Raw genomic sequence first — 19,334 nt, 5'->3', positions numbered from 1 at the left:
AATAAGGGGGGATGTGTAGCTCAATTGGCAGAGCTTCGAGCTTATACCTCGATGGTTCCAGGTTCGAGTCCTGGCACATCCAAAAATATTATGAAAAAATCGATTATTTTCGTCGCGCTTTTGGGAGCCGCGGTTATGGCGTTCGTTCTCTGGTATCTTCCTCAAGCCAGCGCTTTTTGATACATTAAAATGATGAATGCCGGTGTTTTGGATAAAAGGCCGTATCTTAAAATCGGCCGCGCTTCGGAACTTTCAGGAAACGACAGAATAATATACAGAATTCTGGAAATGCTTCCTGGTTTTTTGATGTGGTTCACCATAATCGGCGTTGTCTTTCTTTCGTGGTTTAAGCCGGTGTGGGTCGCGCTTTTTATAATCGTTTTTGACGTCTATTGGCTGATAAAAACCGCGTATCTTTCATTGCATCTGCGCGCTAACTGGCAAAGGATGAAATCCAATATTGAAACGGATTGGCATAAGCGGCTTATGAATATGAAATGGCAGCATCTTTATCAGATGGTGCTTTTGCCTTTTTACAAAGAAGATTTCGGAGTAATAGAAGACGCGGTTGTTTCAATTTTGAATTCCGACTGGCCCAAGGAAAAAATGATAATAATTCTGGCGAGCGAAGAAAGAGCGGGCGCGACTGCCGCGGAAAACGCGAAAAAAATTTTTGAAAAATACGGAGATAAATTCGCTCATTTTTTGATAACGAAACATCCGAAAAATATTCCGGGAGAAATGGCGGGGAAGGGTTCAAATATCGCCTTTGCCGCGGAAGAAGCAAGAAAAGAAATTTTGGACAAAAATAATATACCTTACGAAGATGTTTTAGTATCGGCTTTTGACATAGACACGCGCGTTTACCCGAAATATTTTTTATGTCTGACCTGGCATTTTCTTACCGCTGAAAAGCCGTATAAAAGTTCTTACCAGCCGGTGCCTCTTTATAATAATAATATCTGGCAATCGCCGGCTCTTTCCCGTGTCGTCGCCACTTCCGGAACTTTTTGGCAGATGATACAGCAGGAACGTCCGGAAAGGCTTGCCACTTTTTCGTCTCATTCGATTCCTTTCAAGGCGCTTTACGAAATAGGGTATTGGCAGAAAAATATGGTTTCCGAGGACTCGCGGATCTTCTGGAATTTTCTTTTGTTTTATGACGGCGATTATCGCGTGGTTCCTCTTTCTTATCCGGTTTCAATGGACGCCAATTTGGCTCCAAGTTTTTGGCGTACGTCTTTGAATGTCTACAAACAGCAGCGGCGTTGGACCTGGGGCGTTGAAAACGTACCGTATATCCTTTTCGGTTTTTTGAAAAACAAGTCAATTCCTCTTGCGCAAAAATTACGCCTTGCGTTTGTGCAGATTGAAGGCTTTTGGTCTTTGTCCACGAACCCCCTGCTTATCTTTATGCTTGGGTGGCTTCCTCTGGCTTTGGGCGGACAGGAATTCAATAATATGCTTCTTTCCTACAATCTTCCGCGCATAACAAGATTGCTTATGACAATAGCTATGCTCGGGCTTGTCGGTTCGGCGATTCTTTCTTTCAAGCTTTTACCAAAGCGGCCCGATGGCAAAAAATTCTACAATGTTGTTTATATGTTTTTTCAGTGGGTGCTTATCCCTTTTACGATAATAGTTTTCGGAGCGATCCCCGGAGTTGATTCCCAAACACGTCTTCTTTTAGGGAAATATATGGGTTTTTGGGTAACACCTAAATATAGGAAGTAAGGTCCTTTCTATCGGATTATTCAAAATGTATATTGAGATTTTCTTGTTCAAGCCGCTCTTTAATGAGCGGGCATTTTTTTAGGTCGGAGTCGCTGGATAATAAATTTTTTGCTTCCTCCCTCGCCGCCTCTACCATTTTTATATTTTTGAGCGCTTCCATTCCGACATCGGAAATACCCCATTGTTTTTTGCCCGATAATTCTCCCGGACCTCGGAATTCCAAATCATATTCCGCCAGTTCAAATCCGTTTTTCGCGGTTTTAAGCGCCTTAAGCCGCGCCAAAGTTTTTTGCGTTCCCGATTCCGTGAAGACAAAACAGTAGGGTTGGTAGGTGCTTCTTAGGACGCGCCCTCGCAATTGGTGAAGCTGAGCTAAGCCAAAACGTTCCGCGCCTTCTATTATTATTACCGTGGCGTTCGGCACGTTTACTCCGACTTCTATTACCGACGTCGCCACTAGAATATTTATTTCTCCTTTCTCAAAAGCTTCCATGACCTCTTCTTTTTCTTTGGGCTGCATTTTTCCATGGAGCATGCCCACTATGAATTCCGGGAAAATTTTTTCGGAAAGTTTTTCGTATTCGTCTTTTACCGCCCTCATATTCAGCGAAATGAGGCTTGCCGTTTTTTCTTCGGAAGGTTCTATCCTCGGGCATATGACATACGCCTGCCGCCCCTTTTTAATTTCTTCCCGGATTTTTTCATAAGCGTTTTCTCTTTCGTTTGGCGCGACTATTTCCGTTTCTATTTTTTTTCTGCCGGGAGGCATTTCGTCCAAGAGCGTTAAATCAAGGTCGCCATAAACAGTGAGCGCTAATGTGCGGGGAATAGGGGTGGCTGTCATTGAGAGAAAATGAGGAATTCTGTTTTTGTCGCTTTCGTTTTTTTTGTTTATCAAAGCGGCGCGCTGGTTTGTGCCGAAGCGGTGCTGCTCGTCTATTATTACCAGGGCAAGCTTTTTATCTTTGTAGATTTCTTTCTCCAGAATCGAAAATTTCACCTTGTCCTGGATAAGCGAGTGAGTTCCTATGATAATGTCCAGTTCTCCTTCGGAAATCCATTTGAACATTTTTGATTTCGGTATTTTTGCCGAAGTTTCCGTTTGTATTTTTGAAGGGAACTTCCTGCAGTCCGACGAAGTCAGGAGCCCTATTTTCGCTCCCGTGTTTGAGAAATATTTTATAAACGATTCAAAAATCTGGCGCGCCAGAATTTCCGTCGGCGCCATGTAGGCGGTTTGAAGTTTGTTTTTAAATATTATGTAGGTTGCTATCGCTGCGACGGCAGTTTTTCCCGAGCCGACGTCTCCCTCGAGCAGACGCGCCATGGGCGTTCCTTTTTTGAAATCATTAATGATGTTTTCCGCGGCTTTTTGCTGGGATTTTGTGAGAGGAAAAGAAAAATTTTTTACAAAAGAGTCTGTTTCGTTTTTCCCGGCTTTTGCCTCAAATGACGGGAGTTTTTCGCACAATTTCCTTTTTTGCTGTCTGGATATTTGTATAAAGAAAATTTCTTCAAAGGAAAATCTTTTTCTGGCGGCTTCGGCGTTTTTTCTGTCTTTCGGGGTGTGAATGTAAACAAGGGCGTCTTTTAAGGAAGGAAGATGATATTTGTTAAGGATTTCTTTCTCAAGAGGATCGGGTAGACTTTTTATGTCTATTTTTTTTAACGCGGTTTGAATTTTTATCCGGAACCATTTTGAAGAAAGACCTCTTGTTTCGGGATAAATCGCCAAAAGCCCGGCTTTGCCGTTTTTGGCGTCAAAAGAGGTCTGGTTGTTTTCCGCTTTTTCGTATTCAGGATTGGCGAAATAAAAACCCTGCCTGCCGTCAGGCATGGCCTTCTCGTTTTTTTGGACCTTTCCGCTTATTTGCACACTGTCGCCTTCTTTTAAGAGATTCGCCACAAACGGTTGGTGGAACCAGACAAGCTTTACCATTCCCGTGCCGTCATCAAGAGACGCGTGGGCTATGTTTATCTTCTTTTTCCACGTTTTTTCAAAATCTATTTTGGAAATTCTGCCGATTATGGTGGCGCGGACTCCTTCTTCAAGATCCGCGATTGTTTTTTTCTCCCCCATCTCTTCGTATCTTGAAGGGAAGTGCCAAAGCAGTTCTTTCGCGGTTTTTATCCCGAGTTTTTTCAGCGCCTTTTTTTGGTATTCGGTGAGACGAAAGTGTTCTGTCAGGAGTGAATTAAGTTCCATAAAATTTTTGACATTTTTTGAGAAATTCCGTTCCACCCGTATTTTTCAAAAACAAGCTTTTTTCCGTTTTCTGAAAGTTTTTGAGTTAAGGCAGGGTCATTGATTAGTATCTTTATTTTTTCGGCGATGCTTTTTGGATTGCCTGGTTCGGCAAAAAGTCCCGTTTCTCCGTCGCTGATGAAATCCGGTATTCCGCCCACCGGAGTCCCTACAACCGGAAGTCCCGCCGCCATTGCTTCAAGAAAAGAATTGCCAAGCCCTTCGGAAAGAGAAGGCCGGCAAAAAATATCGGCGGCTGCCAGATATTCAGGTATCTGTTCCTGCGGGACATGCCCTAATAAATTTATCTTGTCTCGCAACCCGTAATTCGCAATCCTCAATTCGCAAGCTTTTTTTTCGGGACCGTCGCCCAAAATCTGGAGTTCAATCTTACATTCTTCTTCAGTTAAAATCTTTGCGGCATCAATTAAATCGGCGATGCCATTTTTCGGCACCAGCCGGGAAGTGGTGATAATTATTGTTTCGTCCGCTTTTCGCTTCTCTGCTTTCGGTTTAGCCTTTGAAAGGTCGACTCCGTTCGGGACGATTTCAATCGGACATTTTGCATTCATTTTTTCCGCCCAATCGGCCAGGTATCGGCTTATGGCTTGTATGTAATCCGCTTCGGTAAAAATCTTTTTAAAAAGCGGCTTTATGATAATCCAGAGAAAGCCCGCGCGTTTTTTTATGTATTCAGCGGGGTCTCCTTCCTGCAACGTAAGAAGAAATTTTATCTCGCGAAAATTGAATTTGAAAAAGAGCGCGGCAAAGCCGGCGCGGTTTGCCATGATGGACCATACGGCGGAAAAATTTTCTTTTTTGTGAAGTTTTCTTGCGGCAAGATATGCTTTAAAAGGGAAGAGAAGTTTTGAAGAATTTATTCTAAAAATATTTATGTTTCCGATTCGCTCTTTTTTTTCGTCTCCGGTGTTGAATTTTTTGGTAATCATAAAAAATTCCGCATCCGCAATCCGGTCAGTAATTTCTTTGACGGCAATTTCAGCTCCGCCCCAAAGAGGAGAATAGGCCAGAGAAAAAATAAGAATTTTCGGTTTCATTTTGCGCCCACGAGGAATCGAACCTCGATTTCAAGCTCCGCAAGCTTGCGCTCTATCCGTTGAGCTATGGGCGCATTTTATAAAATGCCCTGTCCGTAATTTTAATTAGGCATATTACAACCCTAAGATATCCGTGATTGTTTCCAAAAAAGGCTGTTCGTATTTTTTTTCCTGCAGTAATTTTATTAAAGCGGATTTAAGGTCTGCCGGGTTGGCGTTTCCCAAGGGTACTTTTATATATCTAACCATTTTTCCTTTAAATTCAAATACCAGTTCTTTTTTCTCCGGCCTTTCCGTTTCCAGCCAAAAAGATTTTATTTTCTCGTATTCGTAGAATTTGCTTTCTACTCTTACTCCTTTTTCTTCCACTGATATGCTGATTTTTTTAGGCTTTCTGATCCCCTGAAGGGCTATTGCCAGCGCGGCGATAACCGCGAATACCGCTAAAAGAAAATTTTTAAGAAAAATTGCCGTAATCACTAAAGCCAAAGTTCCGCTTCCTAAAAACCAAAACCAGTTTGGTCCTTTGGGTACGTATCTGTACTCAAGGGCAGACCATGCTATTGGTAGTTTAACTTGTGGCTGTTTTTCTTCTTTTTGCCCGTTGTCCGTCGCGGTTTGCATGTATTTAATATTATAGCGATTCTTCCCGGGAAACAATAATAAAAACTGGTATTTTTATTATCCACAACAGGTTTGCCGTTGACCGTTTTCTGGCGTAAAATAAAGACAATGAATCTTTCCATAATAAAAAAATCGGCATCCGAAAAATTTAGTTTTTCAATAAATGTTTTAATCTCCGTTGCGATTATTTTTTCGGGAGCGATGTTTCTTCTAAATTCGAAATCCGTAAACGCTGGAAATATGCAAAATACCACCGGTTTCGCTTGGTCCGAAAATATCGGATGGATAAGTTTTAATAATTTGACCGGAGGCGGCACTTCCGATTACGGAGTGAATCTTAATTTGGACACCGGTATTTTTTCCGGTTTTGCCTGGTCCGAAAATATCGGATGGATAAGTTTTAACGCGGCTGATCTCGCAGGCTGTCCATCGGGCGTTTGCGATGCCAGAGTCGCTTTGCCAAATAAAATAGGAAAGGAAACAGTTGCCATAGAAGGCTGGGCGAAAGCTCTTTCTTACGGCGGAGGCTGGGACGGATGGATTAGTTTGAAAGATAGCGGAGAGGCCTACGGCACCACTATGGACACTTCGGGAAATTGGTCAGGCTGGGCATGGGGAGGAGATGTCGTCGGGTGGGTGAATTTCAACGGCTCGGGATATCAGGTTAATACTTCTTTTGTGCCGGTGGATATCAATCCGAAAGCTATCGATCTTACGGTTTCCTCGCCAAGCTCCGATACGTACTGCAATACCGCCCGCCATACCTTCTCGTGGACGTATTCCGACCCTCTTGAAAAAGCGGAATCAAGATTCCAAATGCAGGTAGACAACAACAGCGATTTTCTATCGCCTGAAGTGGACAGAAACCAATCGGGACTTTCATATCCAAGCCCCACGATAAATACACAGCAGGTTCTCGTCATTGATGTCCCCGAATCAGACAAACTCGTCTACGGAGAAACGTATAATTGGCGCGTCAAAGTCTACAATGACGATAACGGCCATTCTGATTGGATTGTCGGAACTCCTTTTACCACGGATTACGTCGAATACCCGACCGTTGTCTACACATGGCTTCCTTTCAAGCCCAACGAAGACGATGTCGTTCAATTCACGGACAGTTCAACGGTCACCGAAGGAGCTTCCACCACTGAACGCGTATGGGAATTCCAAGACGGTTCCCCCGGAACTTCGGTAGAACAAAGCCCGATGACAACATTTTTAAGCCAAGGCTCAAAACAAGTCTCCTTAAGAATCACCGATTCAAACGGAAAATCATGCACGCTTTTAAGCACAGTGGAAGTAAAATGGCCGCTTCCTAATTGGAAAGAAATACTTCCTTTTTAAATCAATTCAACCGACGCTTGATATTCTTTCATTCCGGCTGCGCTTATCGGCGGTCGGAATGTTTTATTATCCACAACAGGTTTGCCGTTGATCGTTTTCTGGCGTAAAATAAAGACAATGAATCTTTCCATAATAAAAAAATCGGCATCCGAAAAATTAGGTTTTTTAATAAATGTTTTAATCTCCGTTGTTTTTATTTTTTCCGCCGTGATGTTTTTGCGGAATTGGGAGCCTGCAGAAGCCGGAAGCGCGCAAAATACCACCGGTTTCGCCTGGTCCGAAAATATCGGATGGATAAGTTTTAACAATTTGACCGGAGGCGGAACCTCCAGCTACGGAGTGAATCTTAATTTGGACACTGGTATTTTTTCCGGTTTTGCCTGGTCCGAAAATATCGGATGGATAACTTTTAACGCGGCTGATCTCTCAGGCTGTCCATCGGGCGTTTGCGATGCCAGAGTTGATTCTCCGGCCGATATAGGAGATGAGAATCTTTCCATAGAAGGCTGGGCGAGAGCTCTTTCTTACGGCGGAGGCTGGGACGGATGGATTAGTTTAAGAGACCCTTCCGCAGGAGGCGGAGGCATTGGAGGTAATGACAGCTATGCGAAATTGCTTTTGCATATGGATGATATGGGGTTGACGAATAGTTCGGCCTTCACCCATGTGATGACGCCAAACGGAAATGTCGCGAGAAGTTCCAGCCAGAGCAAATTCGGAGGATACAGCGCCGCTTTTGACGGCAGCGGAGATTATCTTTCTACTCCCAACAGTTCCGATTGGGATTTTAGCGGAGACTTTACCGTTGATTTTTGGGTGTATCTAAATTCAATAAATACTCATCAAAATTTTGTCGGAAGAGGAGGCAGGGGAACGGCAGACACGGATGGCTGGAATTTATGGAGGCACGCTGACGGAACGCTATACTTCACTTACGATAAAAGCGGAAGTGTAATTTTAATGTCGAGAGATTGGACCAGCGCGCAGCTTCACACTTGGTATCATTTGGCGCTTGTGAGAAACGGAACAAAGATTCGCATGTATGTAAACGGCGTTCAGCTGGGCGCTGATTATACCGATGCTTCTATAACTAATATAAACGCGGGCAATTATGATTTAAGAGTCGGAGCGCATTGGAATGGAGATATGGGAGTGAATGGTTATATTGACGAACTTAGAATTTCCAAAGACATCGCCCGCTGGACTTCAAATTTTACTCCGTCGGCTGCGGCATATGATGAAGGAGAGAATCCCGGCGCCTACGGCGCCACTATGGACACTTCGGGAAATTGGTCAGGCTGGGCATGGGGAGGAGATGTCGTCGGATGGGTGAATTTCAACGGCTCGGGATATCAGGTTAATACTTCTTTTGTGCCTCCAAGCGGAGATCCGGAAGCTACTGACCTCTCTGTATCAGAACCGGGTCCTGACACATATTGCAATATAGCCCGCCATACCTTCTCGTGGACGTATTCCGACCCTCTTGAAAAAGCGGAATCAAGATTCCAAATGCAGGTAGACAACAACAGCGATTTTCTATCGCCTGAAGTGGACAGAAACCAATCGGGACTTTCATATCCAAGCCCCACGATAAATACACAGCAGGTTCTCGTCATTGATGTCCCCGAATCAGACAAACTCGTCTACGGAGAAACGTATAATTGGCGCGTCAAAGTCTACAATGACGATAACGGCCATTCTGATTGGATTGTCGGAACTCCTTTTACCACGGATTACGTCGAATACCCGACCGTTGTCTACACATGGCTTCCTTTCAAGCCCAACGAAGACGATGTCGTTCAATTCACGGACAGTTCAACGGTCACCGAAGGAGCTTCCACCACTGAACGCGTATGGGAATTCCAAGACGGTTCCCCCGGAACTTCGGTAGAACAAAGCCCGATGACAACATTTTTAAGCCAAGGCTCAAAACAAGTCTCCTTAAGAATCACCGATTCAAACGGAAAATCATGCACGCTTTTAAGCACAGTGGAAGTAAAATGGCCGCTTCCTAATTGGAAAGAAATACTTCCTTTTTAAATCAATTCAACCGACGCTTGATATTCTTTCATTCCGGCTGCGCTTATCGGCGGCCGGAATGTTTTTTGCACTTTGTTATGATGATGTATAATTAAATCAATGATGAGTCTGTTGCCAAAAAACAAAAAAGCCGGATTTCTGAGGATCGGGTTTACTCTTATTGAGCTTATGGTCGTGGTTTCTGTCATAACTATAATAACGGCAATCATCGCGGCTAATTATAAAGAAGGAGAAAAAAAATACAATTTAAGCCAAGCTGCGCAGCGTTTGGCTTCGGATATAAGAAGGGCTCAAAATTTGGCCATAAGCGGGATTGACGTAAAAGAACAATATTGCGGATACGGAATAATCTTTCCTTCGTCGGGAGATTATTATTCTGTTTATGCCGACGTGTCTCCCGAATGCGCGACCAGCAATAACATATATGACGCGGGGGATTATATTTTAGAAACTGTTTATTTGCCTTCGGGGATTTCTTATCAGTACCCGCCCTCTTCTTTTGATATTTTTTTTAAGCCGCCGCGTCCGACTACTTTTTTTGACGGCAATTCGGAAGACCCCTTTGGTTCCAGTTTCTCCATAACACTGTGGGCGGGAAGCGGTTCGGATATAACTTATAATATAGTATTGGCAAAGAGCGGAGGAGGAGTCGATATTCTTACTCCTCTGGCGGAATAAAATAAAATTTATGAATAATTCCGGTCATCCGAAAAATCAAGGATTGAGTTTTGTTGGAGTTATTGTGGCGACGTCCATCGCCATTGTCGGAATATTCGGAGTTTTCAACATGACTAATTATTCGCTAAAAGCCGTTGAAAACAGCAAGTCGCGGCTTATCGCTTCAGGATTGGCGCAGGAGGGGGTTGAAATAATAAGGGATATAAGAAAATCAAACGGCGATTGGAGAAGCTGGGAATGGTACAGTACTACCACTCCTTATTCGCATCCGATAGGAAGCTCTCAAATTTATTGCCCTGTTCATGACAGTATTTTGCTAATTGACGCTTCTTGCGCGGACCCGGAAGCGCCATTGAAAATAAATTCTTTCGGACTTTATCAATACGAGGAGGGAGAGGACACGCCTTTTTACAGAAGGGTAATTTTATCCCGGGTAAGCAACGATGAAATAAAGGTTGTCTCAGAAATAAGATGGCAGGCTCGGACAGGGTGGCACACTTTAAACGTGGAAGACCGCTTGTGGAGATGGAGATAAAAATTTTAAAACTGAAGCATGAAGCTTAAAACATTAAAAAAGAAGGATATTGAATTTTTGGCGGGATTTACGATTATAGAAACCCTCGTTTCTTTGGCGATTTTCAGCGCTTTTGTTTTGAGTATCACGGCTGTTTCAATTTCCGTGGTCAAAACTCAGCGCAAAGTATTTTTAGTCCAAAACCTTTATGAAACCGGACGTTATACTCTGGAATTTTTAACAAGGGAATTGAGGACAAGCGTCGTAAACTCTGTTTCGGAAGACGGGTCTACTTTGGACATTACGAATTCAGCCGGAGAAAATTTGGTCTATAAATTTGGAGATGTCGGGCTTTATTTTTATAAACCGCCGTCTACTGTCCCTGTTTTTGATGTGACCCCGGAAGGCGCAGTGAAAGTCTCGGGAGCTTTTTATGTAAGAGACTATACGTCTCCAGACAGGACGTTTGTCACTATAATTCTTAAACTTGAACCCGGTGTTAGAAGCAGCGGCGGATCGGATGTTATTAATCTTCAAAGTTCCGTGGCTTTAAGATAAAAACATGACAGATATGGTTAAAAAAACTTTTTTTCGGAGGTTGGCATTGAATTTTAAATTAAACAGGAAAGGCGGAGAAGAAGGAGCTATTTCTATTCTTCTTTCTCTTCTTATGTTAAGCATGCTTTTGAGTATCGGGCTTGGCGTGTCTGTTTTGATGTTCCAGCAGATAAAAATGACGATACAATCAGGACAGTCTGTCGTGGCTTTTTACGCGGCCGATGCCGGCGCCGAAGAATGTTTTTATCAGGTAAACCAGGAAACAACCATCGGGTGCGACGACGGGCTGACGGCCACTATTTCCTGCAGTCTTGATAATGGCGCGACTTGCAGCGCGGAATATGACGGTGAAGGATCTATAATTTCCACAGGCCGGTATGGCAACGCTGACCGCGCGCTTGAATTGAATTGGTGATTTGTTTCGAAAAACGTTAAAACAAAAACAACCTCTGAGCAGAGGTTGTTTTTGTTTTAACTATCTTTCCAAAAATTTAGAAAGAATTGTTTCTTGAGCCGAATCCGCCACGGCCTCTGCTTCCACCAAAATCTCTTCTCGGTGGGCGAGCTTCCATTGGTCTGGCTTCGCTGACGTTTATCGTACGTCCATCAAATTCTTTTCCATTGAAAAGTTCGATGGCTTTTTGGGCTTCTTCGTCTGTGGACATTTCCACGAATCCGAAACCTTTTGAGCGGCCCGTCATTTTATCAGTGATGACAACAGCCGATTCAACGTTTCCAGCCTGGGAGAATCCGTCTCTCAGGGTGTCATCCGTTGTTCCGTACGACAAGCTTCCTACGTATAGTTTTTTTGCCATAAATTTCCTTAACACGAATATAATACGACCACTTTTCCTAGACTTCTTTCCTGCCTCGTATAACTATTCGCGCAAGGAAGAGAGTGGAATAAGTACAATTCTACAATAGCAGGTCTGGGGCAAAAGTCAACCCCTTTTATAAAGTATTGATTTTAGCCCGCGCTTTTACCCTTCTCATTATTAGAAAAACCGCTGTTCCTAGTATTAAAATTATAATGGCAATATCGATAATTTCGCTGAATTTTCTTATTTCAGCCCAGTTTTCTCCTAGATAGTAGCCGAGATAAGTAAGAAACGCGTTCCATATTCCAGCCCCCAAAATCGTATAAGAGGAAAATTTCAGCAGATTCATTTTGCCGATTCCCGCGGGCAGGGAAATCAGGTGCCTTATTACAGGAATAAAGCGGCTGAATAAAATCGTTTTACTGCCGAATTTTTTGAAAAATTTTTCGGTTGCTTCAAGGTGCTCTTCGTTTATTAAAAAATATTTTCCGAATTTTTTAATAAACGGTTCTCCGGCATAAAAGCCTATAAAGTAAGAGAGAAGAGAACCGATGATACTGCCGATTGTGCTGAAAAAAATTATCCAGCCGAAAGACATTTTTCCCAGAAACCACAGAAATCCGGCAAAAGGCATTATGGCTTCACTAGGCAAGGGCATTGCCGTGCTTTCAAGCGCCATCAAAAAGACTATTCCGGGGTAGCCTCCAGTTTCAACTATTTTGACGAAAAAATTTATGAGGAATTCAAACATTGGCTATTTGAGAGAAATTCACAAGCTTGGCGGAGGCGAGAGGATTCGAACCTCTGATGCCGTTGCCGGCATAACGGTTTTCAAGACCGCCGCCTTCAACCGCTCAGCCACGCCTCCGCCAAGCTCACCAATTCAAATTTAACGTGTTTTTATAAATATCTGCAAAAGCCCGAATTACATTCGAGAACAATCCTAAATCAAAATCTTGACTAGGGCAATATCAGAGAGTTTTTATAAGTTCCTGGTTTTGCTTCCTTGCTACGAAAAAGATATAGATTATTTCCAAAATCGCCAGAGTGTTTAAAACGAGCAGAGCGATGAACCACCACTTTTGGCCGAACCGGGCCGCTTTCCACAAAGCGACGCCTTTCCATGGGATGGTCCACGCGGCGACTAGAAATAAAATCCAATAACTTTGCGAAGCAAGAAACGGTAAATCCGTCATGTTTAGATTATAGAATATTTTTTGGAAAAAATGAATAAAACGAAAAAATAGGGCAGGGCTTCGCGCCTCTATTTTATGAACATAAAAGCTACGGCTTTATGCTTTTTATTCCCAAATTTTGGATTTATCTTAAATTCAAACGTGAGTTTTTTCTTTTGAGTAAGTTTATCCAGTATTTTTATAACATCCGCCGGGTTATGATTATAGACTTTTTCACCTGTTATGTAAGAATTTCTTTTTTTGCCTAATTCTGGTTCAAAAATATAAGCAAGAATCAAAGTATTACATATTTTTTGTAATGAAAATAAGTAAGCACGAATATTTTTTCTGTTGATATGATGAAAATTAAGCCAATCAAAAATATTTGCGTTGGCGTATCTTTCTTGATTCAGTTTTTCGGTTTCAACTGTTTTAAATTTCAATTTTGGAAATCTCTTTCTTGCTCCGGCTGTCGCTTTTTTAGAAATATCCGTACCCATTATTTTTCTAAAACCCATTTTGGAAAGAACGCCAGCCGTGTCTCCGAAACCGCAGCCGGGAATTATCATCGTAGTATTTTTATCCAGCGCGGAAATCCATTTTGTTACTTCTTTCGGAAATTTTAGATTGAACCACGGTAATTCAGCGGGAGTATATTTGCTATAAACCTTATTCCAGACATCTTTTTGTCTTTTTTTAATCATTACAAATAATTCAGATTCCTGATTTGAGCCTGTCGAAGTACGGAGGCGGCAGGATTCGAACCTGCGGAGGAGTTTCCCCCTCAACACATTAGCAGTGTGCTGCTTTCGGCCGCTCAGCCACGCCTCCATGTTTTTTTACGCTAACACATTTTTTACCCTCGCGCCACAGTGATTCCGATAATTTTTTTCGCGCCGGCATGCCTTAAAACCTTTGAGGCTTCGTATAAAGTCGCGCCGGTTGTGCAGACATCGTCAATTAGAAAGATTGTTTTTTCATGAACGGCTGAAAAATCTTTTACGACGAACGCGCCGGCTAAATTTTTCAGCCGTTCATCTCGATTTTTTATTTCCACTTGCGATTCGGTTTCTTTTGTTTTATAGAGGATATCGCCGCGCATCTTTATAAATATTTTGTCCGATAGAATTTTTGCGATAAGCTCTGCTTGGTTGAACCCTCTTTCTCTCGTTCTTTTTGGGGAAAGGGGAATTGGCACCAAGATATCATCGTCTTCTATTTCTAAAATTTCCGGTGAAATTATTTTTTCAATAATTATATTTGCCAAGGCTTCCGCGGTATTTTTGGCATATCTGTATTTTAAATTTTTGATGGCATTTTTTATCCCATCGTTTTGATATGAAGCCGCGCTAAATACTTCAATTTCGCCGAATTTTGATATCTTCGGGCCGTTAATTTTTTGCCGGCATTTTTCACAAAACAAGAAACCGATTGTCCCGCAGCCAAAACATCTTTCAGGGAAAATTATATTCAAAAATGTGTGGATAACTTGCTTCACAATGCCCATATTTCGTTTTCTTTATATGGTATAATAATCTTAAATTCAAAAAGATGCGATGGCTTTTACATTATTCGGTAAGACACTTTCCCCTGATTTAAAATTTTGGCAGAAAGACCAAAGAGTTATTGGTATTGATATCGGCAGTTCATCGGTGAAAATAGTTCAGCTAAAAAAAGAAAAAGAAAAAGCGATCCTTGAAACATACGGAGAACTTGCCACCGGGCCGTACGCGAATCGTCCAATAGGGCAGAACGCTCAACTTTCAGAGGAAGCGGCGGTTTCCATGATAATGGATTTGGCCAAAGAATCGGGAGCGGGCGCTAAAGACGCGATTGTTTCTATTCCGGTGAAAAGCAGTTTTTTGACTACGATAAAAATTCCTTTGGTGGAAGGAGGAAAGAATATGAATGAGATGATAGGTTTTGAAGCCAGAAAATATATTCCGGTCCCCTTGAACGAAGTTGACCTTGATTGGTGGGTTCTTGACGCGGGTTCGGATGAAACAGGAGAGGAAGAACAACAACTTCTTTCTTCCGGAGGAAAAACAGAAAAAAAACAGATGGTTGAAGTGCTTCTTGCGGCGATTCAAAGGGAAGTGATTATGAAATATCAGCATATAATTTCAAAAGCCGGAATGAAAGTTAAAGCGTTTGAGATAGAAGTTTTTAGCGAGTGGCGTTCTTCCATATTCAGACAGACAGCTCCGTTTATGCTGATTGATTTGGGCGCTTCGTCTACAAAGATAAGCGTTATAGATAAGGGAGCGTTGCGAATGACACATGCCGTCGACAAAGGAGGACAGGCGATAACAACCGCCATCGCCAATTCATTAAAAATAAGTTTTGAAAGGGCGGAGGAGATGAAACAGGAGATAGGTCTTTCGCCGAGGCCGGAGTATCGCGAATTCGTGAATGTAATGGAAACTGTTTTAAGTTTTATTTTTGCCGAATCAAAACAGATGTCGCTTGCTTACGGAAGAAAATACGGGAATTCAGTGAGTAAAATTGTTTTAATCGGCGGCGGCGCGCTTCTAAAGGGAATAACCGATATGGCGGTGAAAAACTTGGGAGTTGAAGTTTCGCTTGCCGACCCTTTTTCAAAAACAGAATACCCGCTTTTCCTTCAGGAAAGCATAAAACAAATTAGCCCTGTGTTCGCGGTGGCAACAGGTCTCGCGATGAGGGATTTGTAAAAATTTTTATGGAAACTTCCGGAAAAATATCTTTCATGCCAAAAAGTTCCTTTTCAACGGGGAAAGATTATTACCGCAAGGTTAGCTCCGGTTTTTTAATGAAAATCTCGGTTTTTCTTTTGACTATTTCTCTTTTGGCTTTCGGCGGATCTCTTTTATATAAGCGAATGATAAGCCAGCAGATAACCGATCTTTCCGCTTCTTTGGAAAGGGCAAAGGCTGCGTTTGAATTGTCTCTTATAGCGCAGATGGAGAATCTTTCTTTTTCAATACCCGACGCAGGCGCTCTTTTGGGGAATCATCTTTATCCGACGAGGGTTTTTAAGCTGGTTGAAGAGACGACGGTCAAGGATGTGTATTTTTCAAACTTTTCTTATTCTTACGGCAAAGCGGTAGGAAATGAAAAAGGAAAAACAAAAGTCGTTTCAAGCGAAGGAGAGCAAAATAGCATAAAAGTGCAGCTTTCGGGGAAGGCTAAAAATTATGAGGCTTTGGCTCAGCAATCGGATGTTTTCAATAAAAATAAAAACATAGAAGATTTTTCTTTTTCAAATTTTAATTTGACGGAAAAAGGTGAAGTGTCTTTTTCCTTGAGTTTGGTAATAAGCGAAGAGATAAATAAATGATAATGATCTAAATCTTAAACACATGGGCAGAGGAATTACAATAATAATAATGCTGTTGGCCGCCGTCGGAGTCTTCCTTTCTTGGACGAAACCGGCATTAGACCAAATAAAAACTTTAAAAACGCACAAGGCTGCGCTTGATTCGGCGCTTAGCGAATCGCGCGAAACAAAAAAAATAAGAGATGAACTTTTGGATAAATATAATTCCATAGACCCGAAAAATTTGGAGCGTCTTTCCAAGATGGTGCCTGAAAACGCCGATAGCTTAAGACTTATGGTGGAACTTTCAAATATCGCGTCGGCGTCGGGAGTGATTATAGAACAGCTTCAGACCCAGGCCGAATCAAAACCTCAGGCCGCTAGCAATTTGCCCGGAGAAAATGGCGGCGAAAGCCGCTCTGTGCTACAGGTAAATATGTTTTTTTCGGCTTCTTATCCGGCGGCTAAATCTTTTTTTGACGAGATACAGCGCAGTCTGCGTTTCATGGATATTACGGGAATAGAATTTTCTTCCGAGAGTGGCGAAACCAACGTGCATAAATTTTCCATGACCGCCAACGCTTATTTCAAAAAATAAAAACCGATAAAATGTTTAATAAACGCAATTTAATTTTTATTCTGTCTTTGGCGATTTTGGCTGTGGCTAGCTACTATATTTATGCGAATTTTTTCAAAGGCGGCAGTTCTTCGGGCTCCGTGGCTTTGCCTTCAATCGATTCAATAAATCTTGGTTCTCCGGCCATTCTTGCTGACGAAAGTATAGTAGGCAAGGATTTTGTCGAGATAGTAACGCGCATAAGAAACATAGAGATTGATACTGGATTTTTTGGCCGGTCTGATTTTAAAGCGCTTAAAGATCTTACGCCTGTCATTCCTTACCCTGACAAAATAGGAAGAGAAAATCCTTTCGCTCCCGCGAATGGGATATAATAAATTTCCGCGATTCGCCTATTACAAACTGCAAGACAGTAATTTTGAATTTTTTATTTTATGACTTTTGGAGAAGTTTTAGTAAAAAATAATATTATTTCCAATGACCTTCTTTTTAAGAGCAAAAAAGAGGCCGACGAAACAGGGGCTGACCTTGAAGAAATTCTTGTTAAGCGAAATATCTCCGCAGATGAAATAACTAAGGCAAAAAGCGAAGTTTTCGGGTTGCCGATAAAAAAAGTGGAGGGTTCTTTGACTTTACCTTTTGAAATAATAAAAAATATCCCCGAAGAATCCGTTCGTTTTTACAAATTCGCGCCGCTTGGCGTTGAAGAGGGAGTTATGGAAGTGGGGATTGTAAATCCGGACGATATGGAGGCCCGAGAAGCTCTTCAGTTTTTATCTTCGAAATTGAATATGCCGTTCAAGCTGTTTCTGATTTCTTCGACTGATTTGAAAAACGCCCTGAATAGCTATCAAAGTCTTGGCGGCGAAACAGTAAAAATTCTTGATGAATTGGAATCGGTTATCGCGCAGAAGACTTTGCCGGAAGACATAAAACAGGCGGAAGAAATGGCCACTTCCACCGAAGAGGCGCCGATTACAAAAATGGTTGCCGTTATCATAAGGCATGCCATAGAAGGAAGAGCTTCGGATATACACATAGAACCGCTTTACGACCGGCTGAAAGTCAGGTTCAGGGTTGACGGCGTTTTGTACACCAGTCTTACTTTGCCGAAAAAAGTGCACGAGGCGGTTGTCGCGAGAATAAAAATTCTTACTAACATGAAATTGGACGAAAAAAGAAAACCGCAGGACGGTCGTTTTGAGGCGGGCGTCGGCGGTAAAAGGATTGATTTTCGCGTTTCCACTTTTCCGACTTTTTACGGAGAAAAAATAGTGATAAGAATTTTGGACGCCACTAAGGGGCTCAAAAAATTGGAAGAAGTCGGTCTTTTGGGAAGAAATTTAAAAATGGTAAAAGAAGGGCTTGAAAAGCCCTATGGAATGATCTTGATAACCGGTCCCACCGGTTCCGGAAAAACTACCACTCTCTACGCGATGCTCAATCTTTTGGATAAGGAAAAAAGCAACGCTGTGAGCTTGGAAGATCCTATTGAATATAATTTGGAAGGAATGAGCCAATCGCAGGTAAGGCCGGAGATCGGTTATGATTTCGCGAGCGGGTTAAGGTCAATTTTAAGGCAAGACCCGGATGTAATCATGGTTGGCGAGATACGAGACAAAGAAACAGCGCGGCTGGCGGTGCAGTCTGCTTTGACCGGTCACCTTGTTTTCTCAACGCTTCACACGAATACCGCCACCGGCGTTATTCCGCGTCTTATAGATATGGGAGTTGACCCGTTTCTTATTCCGGCAACTTTGATTTCGGCAATTTCTCAGCGTCTTGTCGGGACTCTTTGTCCCGAATCAAAAAAAGGAGTAAAAGTTTCCGGCACAGTAAGGGCTATGCTTGAAGAAGAGATAAAGCAAATGCCTGCCGGAGTAAGGGAAAAGGTCGAAATCCCCGATACTATTTATCAAGCCTTGCCTTCCGCGCAGTGTCCAAGAGGCACCAGGGGGAGGATCGGAATTTTTGAAGTTATGTCGATGACGCCAGAACTTGAAAAAATAATTTTAACAAATCCGGGAGAATCGGCTATAATGAAAGAAGCATTCAGCCAGGGGATGATAACAATGAGGCAAGACGGAATTTTAAAGGTTTTAGACGGCACCATAGGGCTTGAACAGTTGAGGGAAATAATATGATGATACGGCGGCACTCTTAATCAAAAATAAAATTATGTCTCAAGGAAACACAACCGCAAGCGATCTTTCGCCCGAGTCCGAAAAAACAATGGATAAGGTAATTACGGTTTTCCTTTTAGACGACGATGATTTTCTTTTGGACATGTATTCGGTAAAGTTCAAATCATCCGGCTTTAGTGTGGAATCTTCAAAAAGCACGGATGACGCTCTGAATAAATTAAAAGGCGGATTTCGGCCGGATATCATGCTTTTGGATGTTGTCATGCCGAAAATGACCGGTCTGGAATTTTTAGAAGCGCTTAAGACGGAAGGTATTATCGGAAAATTTCCGATAATCATTTTAAGCAATCTTGGGCAAAAAGACGATATAGACAAAGGAATAAAGCTTGGCGCTTCGGATTACATCGTAAAAGCGAATTTTACGCCCACTGAAGTTGTCGAAAAAATCAAGTCGGTATTGGAGAGGAAGAGAGCTTAAAACGGAAATTTTGGAACAAAAATATAAAATTGTAATTTTATAATCG

The 19,334-nt window shown here is 42.2% G+C and carries 21 protein-coding genes and 4 tRNA genes; 14 read left to right on the top strand and 11 right to left on the bottom strand.

All coding sequences use genetic code 11. The annotated features are described in order from the left end of the window. Positions 1-9: 9 nt before the first annotated feature. Positions 10-82, top strand: a tRNA-Ile gene (locus tag PHC85_01480). A gap of 107 nt (positions 83-189) precedes the next feature. After that, on the top strand, positions 190-1,734 hold the full coding sequence (locus PHC85_01475; GenBank protein MDD5032773.1) for a glycosyltransferase family 2 protein: 1,545 nt from the start codon (positions 190-192) through the stop codon (positions 1,732-1,734). Positions 1,735-1,750: 16 nt separating this feature from the next. Here the strand turns inward: PHC85_01475 and recG are convergent, their stop codons facing one another. From recG to PHC85_01455, 4 genes are all read right to left on the bottom strand, one after another. Next, positions 1,751-3,940: an ATP-dependent DNA helicase RecG gene (gene recG / locus PHC85_01470; GenBank protein ID MDD5032772.1), complete on the bottom strand. Its 2,190-nt coding sequence runs from the start codon at positions 3,938-3,940 to the stop codon at positions 1,751-1,753. Next, a complete protein-coding gene (locus PHC85_01465) occupies positions 3,919-5,037 on the bottom strand; it encodes a glycosyltransferase family 4 protein (protein MDD5032771.1) in 1,119 nt (372 codons plus the stop codon). The genes recG and PHC85_01465 overlap by 22 nt, the downstream gene beginning before the upstream one ends. Positions 5,038-5,039: 2 nt before the next feature. After that, a tRNA-Arg gene (locus tag PHC85_01460) sits at positions 5,040-5,111 on the bottom strand. Positions 5,112-5,151: 40 nt separating this feature from the next. After that, the gene (locus tag PHC85_01455; GenBank protein ID MDD5032770.1) at positions 5,152-5,661 is read right to left on the bottom strand and encodes a DUF5673 domain-containing protein; all 510 of its coding nucleotides are present in this window, start codon (positions 5,659-5,661) and stop codon (positions 5,152-5,154) included. A 108-nt stretch (positions 5,662-5,769) separates the two neighbouring features. On the opposite strand from PHC85_01455, the gene PHC85_01450 reads away from it, so the two are divergent. From PHC85_01450 to PHC85_01425, 6 genes are all read left to right on the top strand, one after another. Continuing rightward, entirely contained in the window at positions 5,770-7,008 is a 1,239-nt protein-coding gene (locus PHC85_01450) for a PKD domain-containing protein (GenBank protein ID MDD5032769.1), read from the top strand. Between the two features lie 117 nt (positions 7,009-7,125). Continuing rightward, positions 7,126-9,048, top strand: coding sequence for a PKD domain-containing protein (locus tag PHC85_01445; protein ID MDD5032768.1), 1,923 nt, complete (start codon positions 7,126-7,128; stop codon positions 9,046-9,048). A 99-nt stretch (positions 9,049-9,147) separates the two neighbouring features. Further along, positions 9,148-9,726: a prepilin-type N-terminal cleavage/methylation domain-containing protein gene (locus tag PHC85_01440; protein ID MDD5032767.1), complete on the top strand. Its 579-nt coding sequence runs from the start codon at positions 9,148-9,150 to the stop codon at positions 9,724-9,726. Between the two features lie 10 nt (positions 9,727-9,736). Then, positions 9,737-10,261: a hypothetical protein gene (locus PHC85_01435; protein ID MDD5032766.1), complete on the top strand. Its 525-nt coding sequence runs from the start codon at positions 9,737-9,739 to the stop codon at positions 10,259-10,261. 18 nt (positions 10,262-10,279) lie between these two features. Next, positions 10,280-10,798: a hypothetical protein gene (locus tag PHC85_01430; GenBank protein ID MDD5032765.1), complete on the top strand. Its 519-nt coding sequence runs from the start codon at positions 10,280-10,282 to the stop codon at positions 10,796-10,798. Positions 10,799-10,838: 40 nt separating this feature from the next. Then, a complete protein-coding gene (locus PHC85_01425; protein ID MDD5032764.1) occupies positions 10,839-11,213 on the top strand; it encodes a hypothetical protein in 375 nt (124 codons plus the stop codon). 76 nt (positions 11,214-11,289) lie between these two features. Here the strand turns inward: PHC85_01425 and PHC85_01420 are convergent, their stop codons facing one another. The 7 genes from PHC85_01420 to PHC85_01390 form a co-directional block, all read right to left on the bottom strand. Further along, positions 11,290-11,613 carry an RNA-binding protein gene (locus PHC85_01420; protein MDD5032763.1) on the bottom strand — a complete coding sequence of 108 codons (324 nt, stop codon included), beginning with the start codon at positions 11,611-11,613 and terminating at the stop codon, positions 11,290-11,292. A gap of 136 nt (positions 11,614-11,749) precedes the next feature. Beyond that, entirely contained in the window at positions 11,750-12,367 is a 618-nt protein-coding gene (locus PHC85_01415; GenBank protein MDD5032762.1) for a DedA family protein, read from the bottom strand. A 27-nt stretch (positions 12,368-12,394) separates the two neighbouring features. Next, positions 12,395-12,484, bottom strand: a tRNA-Ser gene (locus PHC85_01410). A 103-nt stretch (positions 12,485-12,587) separates the two neighbouring features. Continuing rightward, the gene (locus PHC85_01405) at positions 12,588-12,812 is read right to left on the bottom strand and encodes a DUF5652 family protein (GenBank protein ID MDD5032761.1); all 225 of its coding nucleotides are present in this window, start codon (positions 12,810-12,812) and stop codon (positions 12,588-12,590) included. A gap of 68 nt (positions 12,813-12,880) precedes the next feature. Continuing rightward, positions 12,881-13,495 carry a class I SAM-dependent methyltransferase gene (locus PHC85_01400; GenBank protein ID MDD5032760.1) on the bottom strand — a complete coding sequence of 205 codons (615 nt, stop codon included), beginning with the start codon at positions 13,493-13,495 and terminating at the stop codon, positions 12,881-12,883. A 40-nt stretch (positions 13,496-13,535) separates the two neighbouring features. After that, a tRNA-Ser gene (locus PHC85_01395) sits at positions 13,536-13,622 on the bottom strand. A gap of 25 nt (positions 13,623-13,647) precedes the next feature. Next, entirely contained in the window at positions 13,648-14,298 is a 651-nt protein-coding gene (locus tag PHC85_01390) for a ComF family protein (protein ID MDD5032759.1), read from the bottom strand. A 49-nt stretch (positions 14,299-14,347) separates the two neighbouring features. Here PHC85_01390 and pilM point away from each other — a divergent pair, with 49 nt between their 5' ends. From pilM to PHC85_01360, 6 genes are read left to right on the top strand one after another with little or no spacing between them, the layout of a single operon-like run. Further along, positions 14,348-15,484 carry a type IV pilus assembly protein PilM gene (pilM, locus tag PHC85_01385; protein MDD5032758.1) on the top strand — a complete coding sequence of 379 codons (1,137 nt, stop codon included), beginning with the start codon at positions 14,348-14,350 and terminating at the stop codon, positions 15,482-15,484. A gap of 8 nt (positions 15,485-15,492) precedes the next feature. Next, positions 15,493-16,110 (top strand): hypothetical protein, encoded by a 618-nt coding sequence (locus PHC85_01380; protein MDD5032757.1) that lies wholly within the window; start codon positions 15,493-15,495, stop codon positions 16,108-16,110. Positions 16,111-16,132: 22 nt separating this feature from the next. After that, on the top strand, positions 16,133-16,687 hold the full coding sequence (locus PHC85_01375; GenBank protein MDD5032756.1) for a hypothetical protein: 555 nt from the start codon (positions 16,133-16,135) through the stop codon (positions 16,685-16,687). Positions 16,688-16,698: 11 nt separating this feature from the next. Beyond that, positions 16,699-17,040, top strand: a complete 342-nt coding sequence (locus PHC85_01370; protein MDD5032755.1) for a hypothetical protein — start codon at positions 16,699-16,701, stop codon at positions 17,038-17,040. Positions 17,041-17,100: 60 nt separating this feature from the next. Next, entirely contained in the window at positions 17,101-18,810 is a 1,710-nt protein-coding gene (locus PHC85_01365; GenBank protein ID MDD5032754.1) for a GspE/PulE family protein, read from the top strand. A 34-nt stretch (positions 18,811-18,844) separates the two neighbouring features. Beyond that, on the top strand, positions 18,845-19,288 hold the full coding sequence (locus PHC85_01360) for a response regulator (GenBank protein ID MDD5032753.1): 444 nt from the start codon (positions 18,845-18,847) through the stop codon (positions 19,286-19,288). The last annotated feature ends 46 nt before the right edge of the window (positions 19,289-19,334 follow it).

This window comes from Candidatus Paceibacterota bacterium (assembly GCA_028711505.1).
In the GTDB taxonomy this organism is placed as follows: Bacteria; Patescibacteriota; Minisyncoccia; order JAHISW01; family Tagabacteraceae; genus JAQTSC01.
Note: the sequence above shows the minus strand (reverse complement) of the source record. Positions and strands in the feature narration are given on the sequence as shown.

What these genes read in the sequence shown, in the direction of transcription:
- PHC85_01475 (MDD5032773.1), top strand. Translation starts at nt 190, where the DNA reads ATGATGAATGCCGGTGTTTTGGATAAAAGGCCGTATCTTAAAATCGGC.
- PHC85_01465 (MDD5032771.1), bottom strand. Translation starts at nt 5,037, where the DNA reads ATGAAACCGAAAATTCTTATTTTTTCTCTGGCCTATTCTCCTCTTTGG.
- PHC85_01450 (MDD5032769.1), top strand. Translation starts at nt 5,770, where the DNA reads ATGAATCTTTCCATAATAAAAAAATCGGCATCCGAAAAATTTAGTTTT.
- PHC85_01445 (MDD5032768.1), top strand. Translation starts at nt 7,126, where the DNA reads ATGAATCTTTCCATAATAAAAAAATCGGCATCCGAAAAATTAGGTTTT.
- PHC85_01390 (MDD5032759.1), bottom strand. Translation starts at nt 14,298, where the DNA reads ATGGGCATTGTGAAGCAAGTTATCCACACATTTTTGAATATAATTTTC.
- PHC85_01440 (MDD5032767.1), top strand. Translation starts at nt 9,148, where the DNA reads ATGATGAGTCTGTTGCCAAAAAACAAAAAAGCCGGATTTCTGAGGATC.
- PHC85_01435 (MDD5032766.1), top strand. Translation starts at nt 9,737, where the DNA reads ATGAATAATTCCGGTCATCCGAAAAATCAAGGATTGAGTTTTGTTGGA.
- PHC85_01400 (MDD5032760.1), bottom strand. Translation starts at nt 13,495, where the DNA reads ATGATTAAAAAAAGACAAAAAGATGTCTGGAATAAGGTTTATAGCAAA.
- pilM (MDD5032758.1), top strand. Translation starts at nt 14,348, where the DNA reads ATGGCTTTTACATTATTCGGTAAGACACTTTCCCCTGATTTAAAATTT.
- PHC85_01420 (MDD5032763.1), bottom strand. Translation starts at nt 11,613, where the DNA reads ATGGCAAAAAAACTATACGTAGGAAGCTTGTCGTACGGAACAACGGAT.
- PHC85_01375 (MDD5032756.1), top strand. Translation starts at nt 16,133, where the DNA reads ATGGGCAGAGGAATTACAATAATAATAATGCTGTTGGCCGCCGTCGGA.
- PHC85_01380 (MDD5032757.1), top strand. Translation starts at nt 15,493, where the DNA reads ATGGAAACTTCCGGAAAAATATCTTTCATGCCAAAAAGTTCCTTTTCA.
- PHC85_01370 (MDD5032755.1), top strand. Translation starts at nt 16,699, where the DNA reads ATGTTTAATAAACGCAATTTAATTTTTATTCTGTCTTTGGCGATTTTG.
- recG (MDD5032772.1), bottom strand. Translation starts at nt 3,940, where the DNA reads ATGGAACTTAATTCACTCCTGACAGAACACTTTCGTCTCACCGAATAC.
- PHC85_01360 (MDD5032753.1), top strand. Translation starts at nt 18,845, where the DNA reads ATGTCTCAAGGAAACACAACCGCAAGCGATCTTTCGCCCGAGTCCGAA.
- PHC85_01405 (MDD5032761.1), bottom strand. Translation starts at nt 12,812, where the DNA reads ATGACGGATTTACCGTTTCTTGCTTCGCAAAGTTATTGGATTTTATTT.
- PHC85_01455 (MDD5032770.1), bottom strand. Translation starts at nt 5,661, where the DNA reads ATGCAAACCGCGACGGACAACGGGCAAAAAGAAGAAAAACAGCCACAA.
- PHC85_01415 (MDD5032762.1), bottom strand. Translation starts at nt 12,367, where the DNA reads ATGTTTGAATTCCTCATAAATTTTTTCGTCAAAATAGTTGAAACTGGA.
- PHC85_01430 (MDD5032765.1), top strand. Translation starts at nt 10,280, where the DNA reads ATGAAGCTTAAAACATTAAAAAAGAAGGATATTGAATTTTTGGCGGGA.
- PHC85_01365 (MDD5032754.1), top strand. Translation starts at nt 17,101, where the DNA reads ATGACTTTTGGAGAAGTTTTAGTAAAAAATAATATTATTTCCAATGAC.